This window comes from Crocinitomix catalasitica ATCC 23190 (assembly GCF_000621625.1).
Lineage (GTDB): Bacteria > Bacteroidota > Bacteroidia > Flavobacteriales_D > Crocinitomicaceae > Crocinitomix > Crocinitomix catalasitica.
In genome coordinates this window covers 1-24197 of the sequence record NZ_JHXV01000043.1, presented here as the reverse complement: position 1 = coordinate 24197, position 24197 = coordinate 1, and the positions used below count along the sequence as shown (strand labels likewise).

Below are 24197 nucleotides of genomic sequence, written 5' to 3'. Positions count from 1 at the left end.
TTCGAACAGAGAAGTTAAGCCAACTTGCGCAGATGGTACTGCCTTTTTAAGGGTGGGAGAGTATGTTGATGCCACTTTTAAAAACCTCATTCCTTTGATGGAGTGAGGTTTTTTTCGTTTACAACAATTCGTAATTTTCTAATTTGATTTCCTAATAACACCCCGCTAGTACACGAATCCCTCGTGTACCTTTATAACATAACCACGACTCTAGATTAATACAATTACAAATTGTCCAAATAACACCCCGCTGGTAAACGAATCTTTCGTGTACCTTTTCAACCCAACCACAAATTCTCATCAATTAACCTATTCTTCTCCACTCAAACAAGCGAGTATTTCGTAGACTAATTATAACTTCTACCCAGAGTTATTTTAATATAATGTATTGGACTTCTGGAGTTAAGATATTCACTTGAAGTGTCGATTCACTTGGCTTAATCTAGTGGAACTGTTATTTCTTCTAATTATATATTACCTGATAGCTATAAGTTAAGAAAACACTTATTTTAGACTTAAGTATTTAATAAAGTACTGAACTAAAGTCCAAAACTTTTAGTATTGACCTAACTTCGAATGACTAACGCTAGTCTCATAAAAGATAGTACTAAATAGAAGCGTTGAATTTTATTAAATTAGCTATGTTTAATTGAAATGACAAATTCTCAAATTTTAAATAATTTTGAATTAGGAAAACAAAGGATAAATGTCTTAGCCTTGGTTTTTCTGCTTGTTGGTGAAATCACTGATCAAATAACGAATGCGTTCAAATACGGAATCGAACAGATTGTAATGAACGTTTTTTTAACGGCTGTGATTATCGTTAGTCTTATTGGTTACTTTTTTATTTCTAAAAAGAATTATAAATTCTGGTTAGCGCTAGCTTCTTATTCTGTTGTATTTATCCTATTATTAGGCCATGTTGTTTTTGATGGTCATTTAGAATTTGATAGAGAGGCAACTTTTCAAAGAGATAGCTTTTTAATTATCGTGATCATCGGTATTTGTGGCCTGGTCTCTGGGAAGTTGAATTCACTTATAATATCAGGTGTACTACTGTTGATGTTGATCAATTATTCCTTTTTTAATGTTCAGCCTTTTATTCAATTGAATTTCGTCTTTTACTTACTTTTGATTATTGGTTATACGGTCTTAATCTATTTTATCATAGGAATGACCGAAAAATTCATGAAAAATTTAAACCTTTTGAATGGAACTGTTCTCAAACAGAAAAATGATATTCAAGAAAAGAATAAGTCTATACTTGATTCGATTCATTATGCGAAAAGAATTCAATCGGCAATACTCCCCTCAAATAAAATAGTCAAATCCTTTCTTCCTGATTCTTTTATTTATTACGAGCCTAAAGATATTGTAGCAGGCGATTTTTATTGGATGGAGCATAAAGAAGATACGATTTTGTTTGCAGCTGCAGATTGCACTGGACATGGCGTTCCAGGTGCTTTGGTTAGTTTACTTTGTTATAATAGTTTAAATAGAGCTGTCAATGAATATTGTCTGACAGATCCAGGTGCTATTCTAAATAAAACAAAGACCTTAGTATTAGCTGAGTTTGCAAAGTCGGACGAGGTAGTTTACGATGGTATGGATATCGCTTTATGCGCATTGAATGGAAATATTTTAAAATATGCAGGAGCTTACAATCCGCTTTGGCTCTTTAAAAAGAATGCCGAAACAATAACAGAATACGCTCCGAATAGAGAACCTATTGGTAATTATGTTTATTGTAAAGATTATGTAACACATGAAATGTTATTGGAGGAAGGAGATACCATCTATATTTTTACAGACGGATTTATAGATCAATTTGGAGGAATTTTTAACAAGAAATATAAGTCGGTTCAATTAAGAAAATTTTTATTGAGTATTCAAGATCATACCATGGATGAACAGAGACATTTGATAAAGAAGGAATTTAATCATTGGAAAGGTGAAGAGGAACAAATAGATGATATCTGTTTTATAGGCATGCGTTACTCAAATGGGAGTTTAACGAATAAGGGTGCCTCTAATTTGAAAGAATAGTCTCAATCGCTAGAACCTCTTTTGCGTCATTCTTAATTCGTACATTTTCTGAAACGATCATTCCTATAATAGCAACCACCAATCCCGTCGCATCAACCATAATTAATTGTTGCTCCTTTTGAATCTTTGATAATTTTTTATCTATAAATACATCGGACAATAATTTTTGACCGCGCATTCCTAAGGGGCGAATCTTATCTCCTTCTTGCCAGTTTCTTACAATAAGCGGCAACGTCACTTTCTTAAAATCTATTTGCTGTAAATTCGAATTAGAGAATGGTTGAACTTTGTTATTTAATGTAAAGGCAATTTTTTTATTATCAGTCTCGATAGTAAATGGAAAAGAATTAATGGTATAGGATACCTGTCCGCTTCTGTTGTTTTTATTTATGATTCTTAAATAACCACGATCGATATTAAATTCAAAGACCGAACTATTAAAGATTGCACCGGTTTTAGCATTTAAAAACAAAATAAAAGTATCAATGTTCGACCTGTGAATGCCGTAGGGTTTGAAAATTTCAATTAAAAAGATTCTAGCTTCGTTTTTTAAGATTGCTAAAGAAATAATTGTAATATCATTTTCTTCAAAATGTGTTTTTCTGAATGCTTCAGCTTTTTCTTCCATCCAACTATTCACTTCATTTAATGATTCGAGTGTCGAAGCCATTTTTTCTGCGAAGTTATTTGTCGTCTCAGTGATTGAAGGTAGAATTTCTAAGCGTAATTTATTTCTTAAATATTTGGTCGAATCATTACTAATATCATGTCGGAATTGGATCTCATTTTCGTTGATGTATTTAATAATATCTTTCGTTGAAAATTGATGTAATGGGCGATATATTTGCTTGGTTTTATATTGAATTCCAGTGAGTCCTTTAAGACTTGTTCCGCGCATTAAATTGATGAAAAAGGTCTCAATCGAATCATCTAAATGATGCGCTGTAAGTAGGCTGTTATTGTCATCCGTATTTAAAAAAGTAGCGAACCAATCGTATCGTAATTGTCTTGCAGTTTCTTGAATTGTCGAACTGTTTGCTAAAGCGATAGCTTCGGTATCAAAATTTTCAATATGAATTTCAATGTCGTTTTGTTTTGCATAATCCAAAACAAATTTGGCATCTAATTCCGAATCATTCCCTCTTAATTTAAAATTGCAATGCAGAAGCGTATGTCGAATTGCTAAGGAAGATAATAAATGACTTAAAGCCATCGAATCTTTCCCTCCGCTGATGGCCAAGAACAAGTTTTTTCCTTCAAACGAATTGAATTCAGTGGAGATGATATGTTTAAATCGTTCTAAGATAACGTCTCTTTTATAGCATTTAATTTAACCAAACATTCTTGATACTCCTCTTCAGGATCTGATTTAATTGTAATGGCACCACCAACACTACTCGTAACAAGTTGCTTGTTTTCGTCAATGATGATAGATCGAATGACAACATTAAAATCATAATTCCCATTCGGGGCAATATACCCAACCGAACCGGAATAAATTCCTCGGTCAAAATTTTCGAAGGCATGAATATGTTGCATGGCACTTTTTTTAGGAGCCCCCGTCATTGAGCCCATGGGGAATAAAGCTTCAAGTGTATTTGTAAAATTAACTTTTTTCGAAATATTGGCTTTAACCGTAGAGATTAATTGATGTACGGTTTTAAATGAATATGCTTTGCATAATTCAGGCACATTTACCGATCGCCTTTCAGCAATCATAGACAAATCATTGCGGACCAAATCAACAATCATTATGTTTTCAGCTCTTTCTTTTTCACTCGTTGTTAAAGCGGTTAGAATAGCATCATCCTCTTCTTTAATTAACGATCGTTTCGCAGTTCCTTTAATGGGCTGAGACGTTAAAGTTTGTTGTTTTTTATTGATAAAACGTTCTGGCGAAGCACATAAAATAGTCGTCGCACCTGTTCTAAAATATGCTCCAAATGGCGCTTGTGCTTTTGCGTATAATTTGCGATAAATTGCTTTTGTATCGACTTTTTTATAAGGAGGTAATGTTCCAACGAAATGCATACAATAATTCATTTCGTAAATATCACCGTATTGAATCCTGTCTTTGACCTGTTTTATCTTTTCAATATACGCATCGTGTGTAATATTAGGAGATAGTATAATGGAAGGAACGTCTCCATTTGTAACAAGTTTTTCTTGACGAATAAAAGCTGTTATCTCCTCTGAATTGTAAATTCCAAAATAGAAAAGCTGACCATTTTCTTGAATGAGGACGTGATTTGGAACAAAAAACAAAGCATCATCATGTGCTTCTGTAGTTTTTTGATTCAATAAATCTTTTGTAATGCTATTCTTAATGTCGTATGACAACATTCCAAAAATATAGGATGTTTTATGTTGGTCAATAAAAGCTTGTAAGTCGGTTGAATTAAAAGCGTCCTTTTTGAAAAGAATTTCATCTTTGGCATCCCAAGCACAAATAAATTGTTCATCAGATTTATTCAATAGCGCAATCCGATCATTATCAATTTTTGATAATAATTCTGACCATTCTATTTTATCGTTCAACTGTGTAAAATTCTTCATGATTGATCCCAAATCAGGAATGTAAAATTAAGTTTTTTTGTTGAAGAAGTTTAAAATCGAATTCATGAATGTCGCTTAATCTTTTTAAGAGAATGCGCCATTCTCGACAATGATTGTTAAACTTGTTAACTTTGAGACCTAGATTATTGAATTAAATGAAATTTTTGCATAAAATAATTCCACTTACTGATTGGATTAGATCCTATAATGGTACTTGGTTTAAGGGTGATTTAATGGCTGGAATTACAGTCGGTGTAATGCTAATTCCACAAGGAATGGCTTATGCAATGATTGCTGGTTTGCCTCCTGAATATGGTTTGTATGCAGCATTAATGCCTTTAGTCGTCTATGCATTTTTAGGAACTTCTCGTCAATTGGCGGTTGGACCTGTAGCAATGGACTCATTATTTGTAGGAACAGCGATATCTGCCGTAGCATTGATTGGAGAAGGTTCAGATCGGTACATCGGATTGGCGATATTATTAGCGTTTCTGGTCGGGGTATTACAATTATTGTTCGGTATCATTAAGTTGGGGTTTCTCGTCAATTTTTTGGCACGTCCCGTCATCGTTGGATTTACAACGGCAGCAGCGTTTATTATCGGAGCGAATCAATTAAAATATTTGTTTTCGATTGAAATTCCACGTAGCAATCAATTGCATGTTCTTTTTTACGATATTTCACAACAATTGCAGGAGTCACATGTTCTCACAATGGTTTACGGTGTTTGTTCCATCGCGTTGATGGTCTTTTTAAAAAAATGGAATAGAAAATTACCAGCGGCATTAATCTTAGTAGCCATAAGCATTTGTTTGGTTTATTTCTTAAAATTAGACGCGGCAGGATTGGATTTAATAGGTGTAATTCCTTCAGGCTTGCCAGCCATTCAAATTCCTGATTTAAATTGGGCCGATGTCAAACTATTATTGCCTGCTGCATTTGCATTATCACTTATAGCCTATATGGAGGCGATTGCTGTGGCGAAAGCGATGGAAGAACAACATGAAGATCATGTGGTAAGACCGAATCAAGAATTAATCGCCTTAGGGACAACAAATATAGTTGGTTCAATATTCTCAGCTTTCCCTGTAACGGGAGGGTTTTCAAGATCAGCTGTAAATAACGAAGCAGGGGCGAAGAGTGGAATCGCAGGAATAATTAGTGCCAGCATCATTTTATTGACTTTGCTTTTCTTTACAGACCTATTTTACTATTTACCGACGGTTATTCTATCAGCAATTATTTTAGTGGCGGTATCAGGATTGGTTGATTTTAAGACACCTAAAGAGTTATGGCTTACGGATAAGAAAGAATTTTTAATGTATGCTGTTACTTTGCTGGCGACGCTTGAAATAGGAATAGTACAAGGCATCGTAATTGGTGTTTTACTGTCTATTTTAGTATTGATATACAAGGTTACTGTTCCACATATGGCACTGCTTGGGGAGATTGAAGAGCAGGGGATATATAGAAATGTTAAACGGTATGAAAATGCCAAACAGTATGACGAAATAATTATAGTCCGTTTCGATGCCCGATTATTCTATGCGAATATGGATTATTTTAAAGATCGACTTTTGACTTATGAAGAAAATGAGGATAGACCTATTAAATTCATAGTCATTGATGCCTCGGGAATTAATTCAATAGACAATAGTGCTATTCATATGATTCGAAGAATAAACATATCCTATAAAAAGAGAGGTATTAATATTTTCTTTGCAGGATTAAAAGGACCAGTGAGAGACAGTTTTGAACAGAATAGAATTTATACGCAATACGGAAGAAGTCATTTTTATGATAGCATTCAAGAAACGGTAGCTTTTATTCAGAATAATTTCGAAGAAAAAGAAGCATAAAAGAGCAAGCTTAATCAATTTTAAATAACGACTTAAAGTGATGATTATCATTTTTACTTCTCTCGATAAGCTTTAATTTTGCAAGAAAAAAGGCTTATCTTTGTACCATTAAATAAAGAATATGACGGTTGAACAAATATATACAGGCTGTATCGCAGAAGCAGCTTATTACATAAAATCAAAAAACGAAGCAGTAATTATTGATCCTTTGCGTGAAACTGAACCTTATATCAGTAGAGCGAAGAAGGATGGTGTTGAAATTAAATATATTTTATTGACGCACTTCCATGCTGATTTTGTTTCTGGGCATGTAGATCTTGCCAAAAAAACAGGCGCAAAAATCGTTCTTGGACCAACTGCTGAGGCTGAATTCGATTTTCACCAGGCGAAAGATGGTGAAATATTGCATGTTGGAGATTTGAAGCTAAAATGGATACATACACCAGGACATACACGTGAGTCAAGTTGTATTCTATTAATTGATGCTGATGGAAAAGAAAACTGTGTTTTCACAGGTGATACTTTATTTATCGGTGATGTTGGTCGACCAGATTTAGCCGTAAAGCAAGGGGAATTAACAGAAAAGGATTTAGCTAAAATGTTATTTCATTCTTTAAGAGATAAAGTGATGACTTTGCCTGATGATATCACAGTATATCCTGCACATGGTGCAGGGTCGGCTTGTGGAAAAAACATGAGTAAAGAGACATTTGATACTTTAGCGAATCAAAAGAAAAACAACTACGCGCTTCGTGCAAATATGACTGAGGAAGAATTTGTAAAAGAAGTGTTAGATGGTTTATCTCAACCACCACAATATTTCCCTAAGAATGTGATGATGAATAAAGGGGTAAATATTGAGATTGATAAAATTATTGCACGTGGTACAGCGGCCTTAAATGTTCAAGAATTTATTGAGCATGCAAATAATGGGGCTTTGATGTTAGACGTTCGTACACAAAAAGACTTTATCGCAGGACATGTTCCTAATTCTATATTTATTGGATTGAATGGAGGATTTGCTCCTTGGGTAGGTGAATTAATCGCTGATATCAATCAACCGATTATTCTAATTGCACCAGCAGGTCAAGAAGAAGAAGCGGTTACGCGTTTATCTAGAATTGGCTATGATAATTCAATTGGATATTTAGCAGGAGGACTTGAGAATTGGATTGCAGCAGGAAAAGAAATTGATACTTTAAAAAGTATTGATGCCGTTACATTCGAAACTGAAGCCAATGCAAATCCAATAAATATTTTAGACGTTAGAAAAGATGGAGAGTTTAATGCAGATCACTTAACAGAAGCTAAACATTATTCATTAGGTCGAATCAGTGAAGAGATGAGTGGGTTGGATAAAGCGGCGACTTATTATATTCATTGCGCTGGTGGATACCGTTCGGTTATCTTTGCTTCGATATTAAAATCTAGAGGATATCATAATTTAATTGATATCGCTGGAGGATACAAAGCGATTTCAGACAATACTAAATTAAAAAGAGTTGAGACTGCTTGTACAGCATCTTAATTAAATCATTATATATTTGGCCAGATAAGCAGACTTGTTTATCTGGCTTTTTTTATGGCTTAAATTAAAGGAGGATTCGCGTTAAGAAATTTCTAAGTTTTAGATGAAAAGCATAAAATTTTAAAAAGTGACTATCTTTGAAGCAAATTCGGGAGGAGTAAAGTGAAATTTGAATTAAGTAAAGAATATTTTGACAATCTAAAAGAGCAGATTGAATTTGGTCGAAATGACCAGATTACAGAGGCAATGAATCAATTGCACCCTGCAGATATAGCAGATATTCTAGAGAATTTAAGTCTTGAGGAAGCCAAAACGATTACTTCATTATTAGATGATGAATTGGCTGCTGAATGTTTAATGGAGCTTGACGAAGATTATCGTGAAGGTTTCTTAAAAATGTTCTCGACGCAAGAAATTGCGGACCAGGTTGACCAGTTAGATACCGATGATGCAGCCGATTTATTAGGGGAATTAAGTGAGAAGGATAAGAATGAGGTCATTGCTCAAATGGATGACCATGAGCACGTCTCTGATATTATTGAATTATTAAGATACGACGAGGATACCGCTGGTGGTTTAATGCAAACCGAATTCATTGTAGCCAAAGAAAATTGGCCTGTCGATCGCTGTGTGATTGAGATGCGGAAGCAGGCAGGTACAGTTGAGAAAGTTTATTCCATTTATGTGGTGGATGACAATTATAAGTTATTAGGGATTTTATCTTTGAGAAGGTTATTATTTGCCGATCCGAAAACAAAAATATCAGAATTATATAAAGACGAAAATATTCGATTCGTTCGAACAACAGACGAAGGGGAAGAGGTTGCAGCGATGATGGAGCGTTATGATTTAATTTCTGTACCAGTTGTTGATCCTATAGATCGATTGGTGGGACGAATAATGATTGATGATGTTGTCGATTTTATTAGAGAAGAGGCGGAAAAAGATTTCCAGATGGCTTCGGGTATTACCGAGAATATAGAAACCAATGCAAGTGTTTTAAAAAATACGCGTTCACGATTACCGTGGATTTTAATTGGTTTAGCGGGAGGAATTACCAGTTCGCAAATTATAAAAGGCTACGAAGGTCAGCTTACTGTTTTACCAAGCTTAGCATTTTTTATTCCTTTAATTGCTTCAACAGCAGGAAATGTTGGCGTCCAATCTTCGGCGATTGTTGTACAAGGTTTAGCCAGTAAAGATTTTCAATTGCAAGGTATATTTAAAAGAGTAGGGAAAGAATCTTTAGTCGGCATGATAGTCGGTTTAATTTGTGCCTTAATCATATACGGTGTAGGGTATTTTTATACTGATGATACACGATTGGGATTAACATTGTCAATTTCTTTATTCATCGTCGTAGTTTTTGCGGCGGTTATGGGTACCTTTATACCCTTATTACTCGATAAAGTAAAGATTGATCCAGCACTAGCCACAGGTCCATTTATAACCACGGCGAACGATATCATTGGACTGACAATTTACTTTTTTGTAGCGTATTTAATTTACTTCTAATTTCAAATAAAAAATATTGAATGAAAAAGGTAGCATTTCTAGATGTTGTACATCCTGTCTTAGAAGAAGGTTTAGAGACATTAGGTTGGACAGCGATTGATTGCACAATTCTAGGTAAAGAAGCAATTTTAGAAATTCTTAAAAATGTAAATGGAATAGTTGTTCGAAGTCGTTTTCCGATGGATGAGACATTCTTAAGTGATTGTGACGACCTAGAGTTTATCGCGCGATCAGGAGCTGGCATGGAGAATATTGATGTATCCTATTGTAATCAAAGTAATATAGCTTTGTTTAATGCACCGGAGGGGAATAGTAATGCCGTTGGTGAACATGCATTGGGAATGATCTTGGCATTGTTTAATAATATCACTAAAGGAGACAAAGAGATTAGAGAAGGAATTTGGGATCGTGAGGGGAATAGAGGGGTAGAGTTAGACGGGAAAACGGTCGGTATTATAGGTTATGGAAATAACGGTAGTGCTTTTGCTAAAAAATTAAGAGGATTTGATGTTGAAGTTTTGGCTTATGACAAGTTCAAATCAGGTTTTGGGAATGAATATGTGCAAGAGGTAAGCTTATCAGAATTACAGCAAAGGGCTAATCTTGTAAGTTTACATGTACCACAAACCAATCAAACGATAGGGTTGATCAGTAAGCGATTTATTGATCAAATGGAGCAGCCTTTTTATTTATTGAATATGGCGCGTGGCAAAATAGTTGACATTCGTGATTTATTGGATGGTATTGACAGAAAGAAAGTGTTGGGTGCTTGTTTAGATGTTTTAGAATTCGAAAAATCATCATTCGAAAACATGTTTGAAGGCGGTTTGGATGATCAACCGATATTTAAAAAATTACTCAATAGCCCTGCTATTCTTTTAAGTCCGCATGTAGCAGGTTGGACAGTAGAATCGTATTATAAATTAAGTGCGGTTTTATTAGATAAAATAGAGAAACATTACAATTCATAGATTAAAATTACCTCTCAACGATTTATGAAATAGTTAACAATTAGTAAACCGATTGTAAATTTGTGCTGTCAACAGGGTAACTTTTAGGTTTTTTGTTCGTTATAAACTTGTCAAGACTTGATAGCGAAATAATTAATGTTTGCACATATAATATTAATTTCGTAGATTTGTTGTCATGTTGGCACCTTGTGTAAGCAGAAACAAAGAAATAAACCAAAAAATTGAAGTATGAAAAAATTGATGTTAACAGGAGTAGTAGCGGTATTTGCACTAGGTGTAATGAGTTGTGGTGGTCACGGATCTTGTGACGCTTATAGACAAGCAGATTATACTAAATACAAAGCTGAAAAGAAAACGAAAATTGAACTTAAGAGTTTAATTTCTGTTAACAAAAAGGCATCAGCTAAAAAATAATTTAAGATAATTATATAAAAAAAACCGTCTTGGCTAAGCCGAGACGGTTTTTTTATGCGCTTACTTTTTTAAGCTGTTATATTTGCTTTTAGATTTTCAAAACTTAATTTACCATCTTTCAAATCGACCAAGACTTTACTTTCTGGTCCAATTTGCCCGGACAATAAAGATTTAGAAAGTTCGTTCATCAATATTTTTTGAATCACTCGTTTCACTGGTCTTGCTCCAAATTGAGGATCATAACCTTCAATTGCAATCCACTCTAATGCTTCGCTTGTCGCTTCTAAATCTATTGCAGATCTTCTCAATCTTGTTTGCAATAAACCGAATTGTATTTTCACTATATCTAGAATATTTTGACGTGTTAATGGCTCAAACATAATCGATTCATCAATACGATTCAAAAACTCTGGTCGAATGGTTCTTTTTAATAAAGCAAACAACTCTTTTTTCGTTGACTCAACAATTTCAGCTTTGTTTTTATCCAACATATTTTCAAAACGCTCTTGAATAATATCAGAACCTAAATTCGAAGTCATGATAATAATGGTATTCTTAAAATTGACCGTTCTTCCTTTATTGTCCGTTAATCGTCCATCATCTAATACTTGTAATAAAATGTTAAAGACATCTGGATGGGCTTTTTCAATCTCATCTAAAAGTACAATCGAATAAGGTTTTCTTCGAACAGCTTCTGTCAATTGTCCACCTTCGTCATAACCCACGTATCCTGGAGGCGCTCCTACCAATCTACTCACCGCATGCTTCTCTTGGTATTCACTCATATCAATTCTGGTCATCGCGTGATCGTCATTGAATAAGTATCCAGCTAAAGCTTTCGCTAATTCTGTTTTTCCAACCCCTGTTGTCCCTAAAAAGATGAATGAGCCAATTGGTCTTCTTTCATCTTGTAATCCAGCACGGCTTCTTCTAACGGCATCAGATATGGCAGTAATCGCGTCGTGTTGTCCAACAACTCGTTTACTCAATTCTGCCTCCATTTTAAGGAGTTTCGCTCTTTCACTCTCAATCATTTTTGAAACTGGAATGCCAGTCCATCGTGCAACAACATTTGCAATCTCCTCAGCATCCACTTCCTCTTTAATCATTTTATTGTCTTTCTGAATTGAGATCAATTCTTCTCGACTAGTTTTGAGACTGGCTTCAATTTCTTGAATTTTTCCATATCTAATTTCTGCCACTTTCTCATAGTTACCTTCACGTTCTGCTTGTTCCGCTTCAAATTTTAAAACTTCAATTGTTTCATTGTTCTTTTGAATCGTATCAATGATATTTTTTTCAGCTTGCCATTTGGCCAAGAAAGATGTTCTTTTTTCATTTAAATCAGCCAATTCCTTTTTAATCAGCTTAATTTTTTTCTCATCTTTCTCTCGCTTAATCGCTTCTCGTTCAATCTCTAATTGCATTATTTTGCGTTCAATCTCATCCAACTCCTCTGGTTTACTGTTAATTTCCATACGTAAACGAGATGCAGCCTCATCAATCAAATCAATCGCTTTATCAGGCAATTGTCTGTCTGTGATATAACGTTGAGACAATTCTACTGCTTGAATAATCGCTTCATCTTTAATCAATACTTTGTGATGTGTCTCGTATTTCTCTTTAATTCCTCTTAAAATTGAAATCGCATCCTCTGTATTCGGTTCTTCAATTAATACTGTTTGAAAACGACGCACCAAAGCTTTGTCTTGCTCAAAATGTTTTTGATATTCATCCAAAGTTGTTGCTCCAACAGCGCGTAATTCTCCACGTGCTAAAGCAGGCTTTAAAATATTTGCAGCATCCATCGCGCCTTGTCCGCCACCGGCTCCAACTAACGTGTGAATCTCATCAATAAAGAGAATAATCTCCCCATCCGATTTCGTAACTTCTTTGATTACTGCTTTTAATCGTTCCTCAAATTCTCCTTTAAATTTTGCCCCTGCTATTAATGCAGCCATGTCTAAAGAATATACTTTTCGAGACTTTAAATTCTCGGGTACATCTCCATTCACAATTCTATGTGCGATTCCTTCTGCTATTGCTGTCTTACCAACACCAGCCTCACCAATTAATATGGGATTGTTTTTTCGTCTTCTTGTAAGGATTTGTAAAACCCTTCTTATTTCTTCATCTCGACCGATAACAGGATCTAATTTTCCTGTTTTCGCCATTTCATTCAAATTATGGGCATATTTATTCAGTGAATTGTAATTTCCATCTTGACCCTGTGATTGGACATTCTCACCATCTCTTAGATTCATAATTGTATCCTTTAATTTTTTTTGTGTTAAACCTGTATCTTTTAAATAATTTCCAATCGGATCTTTGCCATCTAACATAGCATAAAAGATAATTTCTATTGCTAGAAATTCGTCATTAAATTCTTGCATCACCTTAAAAGCACGTTGAAATAGTGCATTCGATGCATTCGACATATGTATTTGACCGCCTGCAGCCTTTGGGTGACTTGTAATAATGCGAGATACCGTTTGATTTACCAGATCATAATTAATATCAAAATCGTTTAAAATATAAGGTATAACATTGTCATCAACAGCAAGTATTCCACCTAAAATATGTGAAGGTTCAAGCGTTAACTGACCATTTTCTGTCGCTATTGCTTGCGCTTTTTGTAGCGCCTCTTGTGTTTTTAATGTTAATTTATCTTGTTCCATTTTTTATTGATTTTTTACTCACTTATAGAATATCAAATTAGAGCCCAAAACAAAAAACAACTGTAAAACCTGTCAAAATGCCAGTTAAGCCGCTTCAAGTCAGACAAAATGCCAGTACGTAACATATTCGAGAATATATATATGTCTTAATTTCATTTGAAATAGTATTTTTGTGACGCATGAGAAGGATCAAAGTTTTGGATAAAGAATTTGAGGAGTTTATTGGCAAAGATCAGCTAAAAAAAGCCATTGCAAATTTAGCATTTCAAATAAATGAAGATTATAAAGGTAAAGATCCTTTATTCATTGTTGTGCTGAACGGTGCTTTTATGTTTGCAGCCGAATTAATGAAAAGAATTGATATTGAATGTGATATCAGTTTCATTAAGTTGGCATCATATAATGGCGAAAAATCGACAGGAAAAATAGATGAATTGATTGGTTTAAATGCAGCAATCGTAAATAGACATATTATTCTTATTGAGGATATTGTAGATACAGGGAATACTGTTGGATACATTAAAGAGATCCTAAATCAGTACAAAATTGCGAGTGTAGAGGTTGCAACTATGCTTTTGAAACCAGAAGTTTTTAATAAAAAATACGAAGTCCGATACGTTGGTCTTAATATTCCGAATAAATTTGTAGTAGGGTATGGTTTAGATTACAACCAAAAGGGGAGGAATTTAAATCAAATTTACCAATTGACATCACAAAAAAAAATCATGATAAATATCGTTTTATTTGGCCCTCCAGGGGCGGGGAAAGGTACGCAAGCAGAGCGTTTAGTTGAAAAGTATAATTTATATCATTTATCTACGGGTGACGTTTTTCGTCATCACATAAAAAATGAAACTGAATTAGGCGTTTTAGCTAAGAGTTTCATTGATAAAGGGCAATTGGTGCCAGACGAGGTAACAATTAAGTTATTAATATCTGTAGTGGACGAACATCCTGAAGCAACTGGATTTATTTTCGATGGTTTTCCTCGAACAAAGAATCAAGCAGGTGCTTTAGATAAAATTCTTCAAGAAAAAGGAACTGGCATTAAAATGATGTTGGCTTTGGATGTTGAAGAAGAAGAGTTGAAAAAGAGATTAAAGTCTCGTGCCGAAGTAAGTGGTCGTGCAGATGATGCCGATCCAAAGGTGATTCAAAATAGAATTGACGTTTACCGTAGCGAAACAGCTCCAGTAAAAGATTTCTATATGGATCAAGATAAATATGTAAAAATTGATGGGCAAGGTGAGATTGATAATGTGACTGATCGCTTGTTTGCTGCTATTGATGAAATTAATAAATAAACACTTTATAACCCCGACTTTATGTCTAATTTTATAGATTACGTTAAAATACACTGTAGGTCGGGAAGAGGCGGACCAGGATCGCGTTATATGCGTCGAGAAAAGTATATCGCTTTTGGTGGCCCTGCAGGGGGTGATGGAGGTAGAGGTGGACATATTATTGTTCGTGGTAATGAACAATTATGGACTTTACTTCCGCTGAAATACAAGAAACATATCAAGGCTGATCACGGTGAGTCTGGTGGTAAAAATCAATCGACTGGAAAAGAAGGTGAAGATGTTTATGTGGATGTACCTTTAGGGACGATCATCAAAAACTCTGAAACAGACGAGTATATTGGTGAGATTTCTGAGCACGGTGAAGAGTTAATTGTACTTGAAGGTGGTAAAGGTGGGCGTGGAAACGTGCATTTTAAAACATCTACAAATCAAGCACCAAAATATGCACAACCTGGAATTCCAGAGCAAGAAGCTTGGTTTACACTAGAGTTGAAAGTATTGGCTGATGTAGGTCTAGTAGGTTTTCCAAATGCTGGTAAATCGACATTGTTATCAGTTCTTTCTGCGGCTAAGCCCGAAATAGCAAACTATCCTTTTACTACGTTAACACCTAATTTAGGAATCGTTGCGTATCGTGATTATAAATCTTTTATTATGGCTGATATTCCAGGTATAATTGAAGGTGCACACGAAGGAAAAGGACTTGGTTTAAGGTTTTTAAGACATATCGAACGGAATTCACTTTTACTTTTTATGGTGCCGGCAGATACTGACGATATTCATAAGGAGTATGATATTCTAGTGAACGAATTGGTACAGTTCAATCCCGATTTAGCTGATAAACCAAGACTGTTAGCAATATCCAAGTCGGATATGTTAGATGACGAATTAAAAGAAGAGATCAAGCAGGATCTGCCAGATATTCCATACTTATTCATTTCTTCTGTTGCTCAAATGGGATTGACAGAATTAAAAGATTTGATTTGGAAACATTTGAATTCTTGATTAGATTTATCCTTTAAGATCTAAACTTTGTTACTATGAAACTCGGCAACTTATATTTAATTGTTTTGTTGACAGTACTGTCCGCATGTGGATCAGCTGAAAAACACGCCGCAATTGGTGGTGGATATGGTGTTGGTACCGTAGAGGATGATAAAAAAGAAGGTTTTTGGAGCTTTTATTATGATGAAAATAATAAAAAGTCTGAAGGTGAATTTATCAATAATCAACAGAATGGAGAATGGATGTTTTGGTATGAAAATGGCCAATTGAAAGAAGAATCCAATTGGAAAATGGGTGAGGCAGATGGACATTATGTGAGTTATTTTGAAAATGGTAAAAAAGAGTCGGAAGGAGAATATAAAAATGGACTTTTTATTGGAGATTGGGTATGGTACTATGAAAATGGTGAAGTGTCTAAACAGGGCGCCTATATCGATAACCAAAAATCGGGTTTATGGAAAGATTTCTTTAAAGACGGAACGATTCAAACTGAAATGGAATTTCAAGATAGTATGATGCATGGACTGATGAGAACTTATTTTCCGAACGGACAAGTGATGACAAATGGTAATTTTGAAAATAATTTAAGAAGTGGCAAATGGGAAATTTGGGATGATGAAGGGAATATTCAAGAAGTGAGTCATTGGGACTTAAACGAATTGGATGGAGAGAGTTTCAAATATGCAACCAACGGTAATATCATAGTAAAAGGATATTATACCAATGGCGAACAAATGGGGATCTTTCAATGGTTCTATGATGATGGAACATTACAGGCTGAAGGAACTTATGTGAACGGAAAGAAAGAAGGCGTTTTTAAATATTATGATGAACAAAGCAATTTAAGCAGAACCGAAAATTACGCGGCCGGTCAATTGCAATAATTTTAAGGAATAAAAAATGAAGATTAATCCAACATACAATACAAAAGAAGCAGCAATAGCTTTATATAATAGTCCTTTAATGGATTTAATGTACCAAGCGGCAACAATTCACCGTGAATATCACAATCCGAACGAAGTACAAATGAGTACTTTAATTTCGATTAAAACAGGAGGTTGTCCTGAGGATTGTAGCTATTGTCCACAATCAATGAAGTATCATACCGACCTTGAAGTGCAACCGTTAATGAAGGTTGATGAAGTGGTTGGTTTGGCAAAAAATGCCAAAGCAAGTGGTTCTTCTCGTGTTTGTATGGGCGCAGCTTGGAGAAATGTACGTGACAATCGTGATTTTGACAAGGTTGTTGAAATGGTTCAAGAGATTAACGGAATGGGAATGGAAGTATGTGCAACTTTAGGTATGTTGGATGCTGCTCAAGCTGAACGTTTGAAAAATGCAGGTCTATATGCTTATAATCACAATTTAGATTCTTCTCAAGAATTTTATAAAGATATTATCTCAACACGTCAGTATCAAGAAAGAATTGATACCATTAAAAACGCAAGAGAAGCAGGTATTTCAGTTTGTTCTGGTGGAATTATCGGAATGGGTGAAACAGCTGAGGATAGAATAGGGATGTTGATGACATATGTGCATATGGAACAACCGCCAGAATCAATTCCAATTAATGCATTAGTTGCAGTTGAAGGTACACCGTTGCAAGATCAAAACCCTGTCCTGGTTTGGGATATGGTTAGAATGATTGCGACTTCTAGAATTATGTTCCCTGAGTCAATTATTCGTTTGTCTGCAGGTAGAACAGAAATGTCTGACGAAGCACAAGCATTATGTTTCTTTGCGGGAGCATCTTCAATTTTTGCAGGTGATAAATTATTAACAACACCTAATCCCGAATATAACGCGGATGTTGCCTTATTCAAAACTTTAGGGTTAACGGCTAAATCTCCGTTTCAAGACGGTGTTCAGCCTGAAACAAAATACGATGAAAAGGTAGAGAAAGCAAAACAAGCAAGAGCTGATAGAGCTGCTAAAGTTGCCAATGCTCAACCTAAATCTGCTGATTTTGAACCAAGAAAAGTATCTGTAAAATAAATCGATAATCGGACGTATGAACCTTCCATCAGGTATTGTCCAAAAGTTGCGTGAACGTCAATTGGACGGTAGCTTGCGTGAACTAGAAGTTTATGATGGGATTGATTTTTTTTCGAACGATTATTTGGGCTTAAGTCAATTAAAATTTGATACCTCGGGTAATGAAGGTGCTACTGGATCACGCTTAATTTCTGGAAATCTTTTAAAGACGGAAGAACTTGAAGAAGATTTAGCTCATTTTTATGGTCACAAAGCGGGATTAATTTTTAATTCTGGCTTTGACGCCAATCTGGGTCTGTTTTCTGCCGTGCCTCAAAAAGGTGATACAATTATTTATGATGCACTTTGCCATGCTTCTATTCGAGATGGGATAAGATTGAGTCAGGCGAATTCTTTTTCTTTTCGTCACAATGATATTATGCATCTCAACGAACGTTTAACAGCGGCGACTGGAGATATATTTGTCGCTGTCGAGGCAGTTTATTCTATGGATGGCGATCAAGGTAATTTAGAGGCAATAGCTAAACTGTGTAAAAAGTTTGGCGCTTATTTGATTGTTGACGAAGCCCATTCAGCCGGAATTTTCGGAGCACAGGGCAGGGGACTGGTCAACGAATTAGGATTGGAAGACCAAGTTTTTGCGAAATTAATCACATTTGGAAAAGCCTATGGCAGTCATGGGGCAATTGTAGTTGGATCAAAAGAATTAAGGACGTATTTAATTAATTTTTCAAGGTCCTTTATTTATACCACCGCATTACCTCCCGCAAGTATTACAAGAATAGCAGCTGTTGTTGAAGCCGTAAAACAAATGGACCAAGAACGGACAAAACTCAAATTGAATGCCGATTATTTTACTGCAACGGTGAAGGAGACAAGTGTCAATTGTATGCCTTCTGCATCAGCCATTCAATCAATTATGGTAAGGGGTAATCAGGCAGCAAAGAATAAAGCCGCCGAATTAAAAGCCGCCGGATTTGCGGTGAAGGCGATCCTTTATCCAACTGTACCCAAACAAAGCGAACGCATTCGTATTTGTTTGCATAGTTTTAACAGCCAGGAAGATATTAAAAAGTTGATCCATATATTTGCATGAGAAGAATATTTGTAACCGGAATTGGAACAGAAATTGGGAAGACTTTTTGTTCAGCTATCATCACTGAAGCCTTAAAAGCTGATTATTGGAAACCTGTGCAAGCCGGAGAATTAGATCAACTCGATTCAAGTTTTATAAAAAGTGCCATCTCCAACGATAAAACCGTTATTCATCCCGAACAGTTTTTATTGAGTCAACCCATGTCTCCGCATGCAGCAGCCAATATTGATGGCATTCGAATGTCAGTAGTTGGTTTTACAGTTCCAGCAACCAATAATCATTTGGTGATTGAAGGAGCAGGCGGGTTAATGGTACCTATAAATAATGATGGCGAAATGATAGCTGATTTAATACCCGCAGTTGCAAACGAAACAATACTCATTGTGAAACATTATTTAGGCAGCATTAATCATACCTTATTGAGTATTGAATTGCTAAAGTCGCGTGGTATTAATTGTATTGGGCTGATCTTTAATGGGACATCTAATAGTGATTCAGAAAAGATTATTCTCAGCACCTCAGGATTAAAGTGTATCGGTCGCATTCCAGAATTAACTGGCGACTTAAAAAGTTTCGTTCAAACACAGGCCGCTCAATTAAACCTATAGTTCATTACTGTACGTTTTCAATTGTAATATTCCGACCATTAAATTCAGCCGTATCGCCTTTTTTCTTACCAAATAATGCCTGACCGATAGGAGAACCAGGGGAAATCACAAAATAAGATTGTCCTTCAAAGTCGACTTTCCCAATACTAATAGCGATATAATAGCTACCTAAATTGGTAGAAACAACAGCTCCTAATTGAACGATCGTTTGTTTTTGATCAGGTTTAATTTGGCGCAAACCGATGTGCAATTTTTGCGCTTCAGCCAGTTGTTTACTTTTCTGTTCAACATCTAATTGCATCATTGCGCGCGCCGTATCGTGTTTATCTCCAGCAGTACTTTTCGTCTCCGAATTAGCAGACTCTTGCGAAGAGGCCAGGGCATCTTGAATTGATTTGACGCGCTCATTCACATAGTCGAAACAATGTTGGTATAAAGCTGGTTTTATATTGGCAGACATTTTATTTTTGATTGGTTGTTGCGAAGATAAGCGAAAAGCGACAACTATAATTCAGTCGTGTTTAAATTGAATTAGCACTATCAATTATTCGTATCGTTATACGTTTAATTATACGGATAAATTTGCTGGAGCAGATTTTTATGATGATCTTTTATTAAGTTAAAATATAAAAACATAAAAGAATGATAAACAGTATTGATACAAGCTTTTGCCTTCTAAACCGCTTATGATATTTGATGTAAATGATATTGTTCGAAAATTGAGTTTTAAAAAACTAAGAAAAATTGAATTGATTCACTATTTTAGTGCCACAATAACATTTAAAAGGAATAAAACACACCAAGGGGTTTTATTCAATTGTTGTGCTGCATATGAAATGATACGAACACTAACATATTTATCCTGTTTTCTAATAATGTCTTGTCAACCTAAGAAGAACGACTCGGTTTATGGTGAATTAGATAATTCCGACTCTTTAACTACGAAAATTCGATTAGAGAAGAATCAGATTGACACCTTATTAAATACGGAAGACTACTTAATTATTGGAGATAAACGCGCCAAGGTTAAAATTGTAGATAACAATGAAGTTGAAGATTTCCCAACTTTTAAGATTCTTTTGGAATATAAAAATGATGTGATTATTGGAGAAAACATTGTCTATGACAAATTGAAAATCTATAAGAAATATCACCCGCAAACTACTTTCAAAGACTATCCATCTGAGGTTTATAAAGGAAAATTAGCCGAACCAGATTTTTCAACAGAACCAGATGCAAAACACTTCAGAACGCGAATTAATAATGAATGCGCAAATGGCATAAACTTCGCAGGGCAATACACATTGGTTATTTGGGGATGCGGTTCACCTTGTCAAAGTGGAGTTGTAGTTAACAGAAAAACAGGCGAAATTTTTGGTGGCTATGGAACATCACTCGGTTCAGAATTCAAGAAGGACAGTAAAATGATAATTAGAAATATTGGAGCACTTGATACTTCAACAAAATTGATTGAAGTCTGTGCGTATTGCGAAGTCAATCACGAAATTTGGACAGGAACAGAATTTGAAGAAGTGCAATAATTAAGAAAAACGCAGCACAACAAAAAGTAAAATTTACTGCTAGCGCAGTTCGGCATAAATGCCTAATTTTACTTAGCCGTTATGCTTTATTAAAAACCAACCCAATAAATACAGATAATGCCAATACTAAATGATATAATTGATTGGGTGGAAAACAAGCCTATTTTTTGGCAAGTTGCCATTGACCGCTTAATTAAAAATAATGAACTTACTGATAATGATATTACGGAACTAAAGGAAATCTGTAAAGTGGATTATGGGTTATCGGACTTTGATTTTGATGAAGTGGATTTTGATGATTTAAGAGACTTCGCAAATAACGCGACAAGTAGTGATGACATAATACTCGCTAAAATTTCCAATGTGGACAACATAAACGCACTCTCAAAAACGAGTGAATTAGAATTTGCCTCAAATGGACTTACTCTTGTCTACGGAGATAATGGTTCGGGAAAATCAAGTTATGTGAGTATTTTAAAACACGCTTGTAATACTAGAGGTAATAAGCCTAAAATAAATGATAATTTATACGACCCTGCTTGTTTTGGAAACGATAAAAAAGCAGATATAGAATATTCAGTTGATGGAGCAAATTTTAATACAGTAAATCTCATAAATGAAGAAGTAAATGATTCTGTTTTAAAAAGTGTTGATGTTTTTGACACATTTAGTGCAAACCATTATATTGATGGAGAAGATGAAATTGCCTTTATTCCTCAAGGTTTGTCTATTGTTGAAAAATTAGCGGTCTGTATAAAAAAAGTTGAGAACGAACTAAATACGGAATTTTCAAGCCCTGCATTAGAGAAATTCGACCATACACTTTTAGAAGTTTCTGATTGTTCGACTGCAAAAACATTTCTTACCAATTTAAATTCAGAAACTAAACTTGATGAATTAAGAGCTGAAGCAATTTGGACTACGACTAAAAATTCAAGAATTGAGGAGTTAAACAAACAGATAGACAAATTAAAAGCAACAGACCCAAAGAAAACTTTAAAAGAAAATGAGGGTAAAATAAAGCGTTTTGAGATTTTACAAAACAAATTTCAAACGCTCGAAAACAACTTGACAGGAGAGAAATTAAAAGATTTAAAACTAACATTAAATAGCCTTGCAACAACAAGTAAAGCACTTAAAGAATCTTCTGAAAAAGCATTTACTGAATTACCAATTGAAGGAGTTGGTAACAGTTCTTGGAAGTTGCTTTGGGAGAGTGCTCGAAAGTTCTATAATACAAGTACCGAAACAGAAAATTTTCCAGAAGTAAAAGGAGATAGCAATTGTCCTCTTTGTTTTCAAGATTTAGGAGAAGATGCAAAAAACAGATTTACCGCTTTTGAAGATTTTGTGAAAAATGATATTCAAAAAACTTTTGATGAAGCTTCTAATAAATTTGATTTAGAATTTGAAAATTTAAATAGTCAAGATTTCTCTTTTGAAGAACAAAAACCTACAACTATTGAGTTAGATGAACTGATTAATGATTATTCACAAAGTCAAGAACAATATTTAGAGTCACTTTCTAAGCAAAGAGACTATTTGACAGGTCTCTTTAATTCAAAAAAAGCAGTTGAAACAATTAATTCAATTGAAATTGAGAACTCACCTAAAACCATAATTCAAGACCTCATTAAAACCTTAAAAGAAGCAAATGAGAAATTAAAAGTCCAATCAATTGAAGAAGATTTAAAACCACTCAATAAGGAACTAAATCAATTGAATGGAGAAAAAAAGATTTTTGATTTTAAACCAAAATTAGGTCGTGAAATTTATCGACAAAAAAAGATAAAACTGCTTAATGAATGTATTAGTAAATGTAATACTCGAACAATCACTACACTTAGTAATAGCTTAGCAACAAATTACATAAGTCAAAATCTTAAACTGAATTTCAAAGCAGAACTTACCAAGTTAGGTTTTAAAAACATCAAAATAGAAACCGAAACAAAAGGACAGAGGGGAAAACAATATCACTATTTAAGACTTGACGAGCAAAACGCAAATGGAATTGCACTAAAAGACGTTTTAAGCGAAGGAGAACATAGGTGTATTTCCTTGGCTACGTTTTTATCTGAATTATCTATTTCAGAACATAAAAGTGCTATAATTTTTGACGACCCAGTTTCATCTCTAGACCATAAATGGAGAAATAAAATATCAAAAAGAATTGCAGAAGAAGCTTTAGAACGACAAGTTATCGTATTCACTCACGACATTACTTTTCTACTAATGATTCAAGAACATTCTAAGAGTTTGAATTGTGATTTAGACATAAAGAGCCTTACTAGAAAGAAAAAGGAAACAGGGCTGATTGCAAGCAATCCACCTTGGGATGCTTTGCCTGTGGGAAAACGAATTGGCTTGTTGAAAGATGCATATCAAAAACTAGAGAAAATCGAAAGAACCGAAACGGAAGAGGTATACAAGGAAAGGGCGAAAATTTTGTACGGTAAACTACGAGAAACTTGGGAGCGGTTTATAGAAGAAGTATTCTTGAATGGAGCAATACAAAGGTTTGGTAGAGCAATACAAACTCAACGTTTATCAAAAGTTGTAGACTTAACAGATGATGATTATAATCTTGTTGATGCTAATATGAGTAAATGTTCTACTTATTTCACAGGACACGATACAGCAGGTACTTTAATTGAAGAAATGCCTGATTCTGACGAATTTCTTGCTGATTTGAAAACTTTAGAAGAATATATTAAAGATATTAGGAAACGAAGAAAATAACAAAGCATAACAATGGTAACCGTTGCACAACCCCACAATTCCATTAAAAACTGACTTCATTTTAGCCGTTTTAAGGGCAGTTTACTTTTGGGAACTTCTAATTTTAGTTTAAAATAAGTGGTATTATATCAAGGCTTTTCGCGTTTAGCAGGCCCTTTATTTCAAGAAAAAAGTTGGCAAGTGCTTTTGCCTCACTTTTAGCTAGTTTTTGAGTGAATTTCAGATATTTTTTGAGGTTGTAAGCCATGGCGGCGAGGTGCATAACTTTATTTGCTTGTTTAATACCTATTGTATTCACTTTTCTTAAGCCCATGAACTGAGTAAGTGTGCCAAAAACTGGTT

18 protein-coding genes and 1 pseudogene are annotated in these 24197 nt (G+C 34.7%); 14 read left to right on the top strand and 5 right to left on the bottom strand.

The window, feature by feature from the left end:
* The first annotated feature begins 654 nt into the window (after positions 1-654).
* On the top strand, positions 655-2046 hold the full coding sequence (locus tag T367_RS0117735; RefSeq protein WP_027421053.1) for a PP2C family protein-serine/threonine phosphatase: 1392 nt from the start codon (positions 655-657) through the stop codon (positions 2044-2046).
* Here T367_RS0117735 and tilS read toward each other — a convergent pair.
* Positions 2030-3286 carry a tRNA lysidine(34) synthetase TilS gene (tilS, locus tag T367_RS0117730; RefSeq protein WP_027421052.1) on the bottom strand — a complete coding sequence of 419 codons (1257 nt, stop codon included), beginning with the start codon at positions 3284-3286 and terminating at the stop codon, positions 2030-2032. The genes T367_RS0117735 and tilS overlap by 17 nt on opposite strands.
* Positions 3287-3345: 59 nt before the next feature.
* Positions 3346-4602 (bottom strand): anthranilate synthase component I family protein, encoded by a 1257-nt coding sequence (locus T367_RS0117725; RefSeq protein ID WP_051568653.1) that lies wholly within the window; start codon positions 4600-4602, stop codon positions 3346-3348.
* 155 nt (positions 4603-4757) lie between these two features.
* On the opposite strand from T367_RS0117725, the gene T367_RS22965 reads away from it, so the two are divergent.
* The 5 genes from T367_RS22965 to T367_RS0117700 all read left to right on the top strand — a co-directional run bounded on the left by T367_RS22965 (position 4758) and on the right by T367_RS0117700 (position 10889).
* Entirely contained in the window at positions 4758-6461 is a 1704-nt protein-coding gene (locus T367_RS22965; RefSeq protein WP_035845602.1) for a SulP family inorganic anion transporter, read from the top strand.
* A 121-nt stretch (positions 6462-6582) separates the two neighbouring features.
* Positions 6583-7989, top strand: coding sequence for an MBL fold metallo-hydrolase (locus T367_RS0117715; protein WP_027421050.1), 1407 nt, complete (start codon positions 6583-6585; stop codon positions 7987-7989).
* Positions 7990-8151: 162 nt separating this feature from the next.
* Entirely contained in the window at positions 8152-9504 is a 1353-nt protein-coding gene (mgtE, locus tag T367_RS0117710) for a magnesium transporter (protein ID WP_027421049.1), read from the top strand.
* Positions 9505-9524: 20 nt separating this feature from the next.
* Positions 9525-10475, top strand: a complete 951-nt coding sequence (locus T367_RS0117705; RefSeq protein WP_027421048.1) for an NAD(P)-dependent oxidoreductase — start codon at positions 9525-9527, stop codon at positions 10473-10475.
* Positions 10476-10703: 228 nt separating this feature from the next.
* Entirely contained in the window at positions 10704-10889 is a 186-nt protein-coding gene (locus tag T367_RS0117700; protein ID WP_027421047.1) for a hypothetical protein, read from the top strand.
* 68 nt (positions 10890-10957) lie between these two features.
* Here T367_RS0117700 and clpB read toward each other — a convergent pair whose 3' ends face one another.
* On the bottom strand, positions 10958-13567 hold the full coding sequence (clpB, locus tag T367_RS0117695; RefSeq protein WP_027421046.1) for an ATP-dependent chaperone ClpB: 2610 nt from the start codon (positions 13565-13567) through the stop codon (positions 10958-10960).
* Positions 13568-13746: 179 nt separating this feature from the next.
* On the opposite strand from clpB, the gene T367_RS24735 reads away from it, so the two are divergent.
* The 6 genes from T367_RS24735 to bioD are packed head-to-tail and all read left to right on the top strand — an operon-like array spanning position 13747 to position 19575.
* Positions 13747-14871: an adenylate kinase gene (locus T367_RS24735; protein WP_084274482.1), complete on the top strand. Its 1125-nt coding sequence runs from the start codon at positions 13747-13749 to the stop codon at positions 14869-14871.
* A gap of 21 nt (positions 14872-14892) precedes the next feature.
* Positions 14893-15876, top strand: a complete 984-nt coding sequence (obgE, locus tag T367_RS0117685; RefSeq protein ID WP_027421044.1) for a GTPase ObgE — start codon at positions 14893-14895, stop codon at positions 15874-15876.
* A gap of 35 nt (positions 15877-15911) precedes the next feature.
* The gene (locus tag T367_RS0117680; protein ID WP_027421043.1) at positions 15912-16760 is read left to right on the top strand and encodes a toxin-antitoxin system YwqK family antitoxin; all 849 of its coding nucleotides are present in this window, start codon (positions 15912-15914) and stop codon (positions 16758-16760) included.
* 16 nt (positions 16761-16776) lie between these two features.
* A complete protein-coding gene (gene bioB, locus T367_RS0117675) occupies positions 16777-17871 on the top strand; it encodes a biotin synthase BioB (protein WP_027421042.1) in 1095 nt (364 codons plus the stop codon).
* Positions 17872-17887: 16 nt separating this feature from the next.
* Positions 17888-18967 (top strand): aminotransferase class I/II-fold pyridoxal phosphate-dependent enzyme, encoded by a 1080-nt coding sequence (locus T367_RS0117670; protein WP_027421041.1) that lies wholly within the window; start codon positions 17888-17890, stop codon positions 18965-18967.
* Positions 18964-19575 (top strand): dethiobiotin synthase, encoded by a 612-nt coding sequence (gene bioD, locus T367_RS0117665; protein ID WP_027421040.1) that lies wholly within the window; start codon positions 18964-18966, stop codon positions 19573-19575. Before T367_RS0117670 ends, bioD begins: the two co-directional genes overlap by 4 nt.
* 4 nt (positions 19576-19579) lie before the next feature.
* Here the strand turns inward: bioD and T367_RS0117660 are convergent, their stop codons facing one another.
* Positions 19580-20035, bottom strand: a complete 456-nt coding sequence (locus T367_RS0117660; RefSeq protein ID WP_027421039.1) for a GreA/GreB family elongation factor — start codon at positions 20033-20035, stop codon at positions 19580-19582.
* A 226-nt stretch (positions 20036-20261) separates the two neighbouring features.
* On the opposite strand from T367_RS0117660, the gene T367_RS24250 reads away from it, so the two are divergent.
* Both T367_RS24250 and T367_RS0117650 read left to right on the top strand, forming a co-directional pair.
* On the top strand, positions 20262-21116 hold the full coding sequence (locus tag T367_RS24250; RefSeq protein WP_051568652.1) for a hypothetical protein: 855 nt from the start codon (positions 20262-20264) through the stop codon (positions 21114-21116).
* Positions 21117-21233: 117 nt separating this feature from the next.
* Positions 21234-23855, top strand: a complete 2622-nt coding sequence (locus T367_RS0117650; protein ID WP_027421038.1) for an AAA family ATPase — start codon at positions 21234-21236, stop codon at positions 23853-23855.
* Positions 23856-23958: 103 nt separating this feature from the next.
* Here T367_RS0117650 and T367_RS24245 read toward each other — a convergent pair.
* Positions 23959-24197 (bottom strand): annotated as a pseudogene (locus T367_RS24245) (hypothetical protein); the annotation flags it as partial.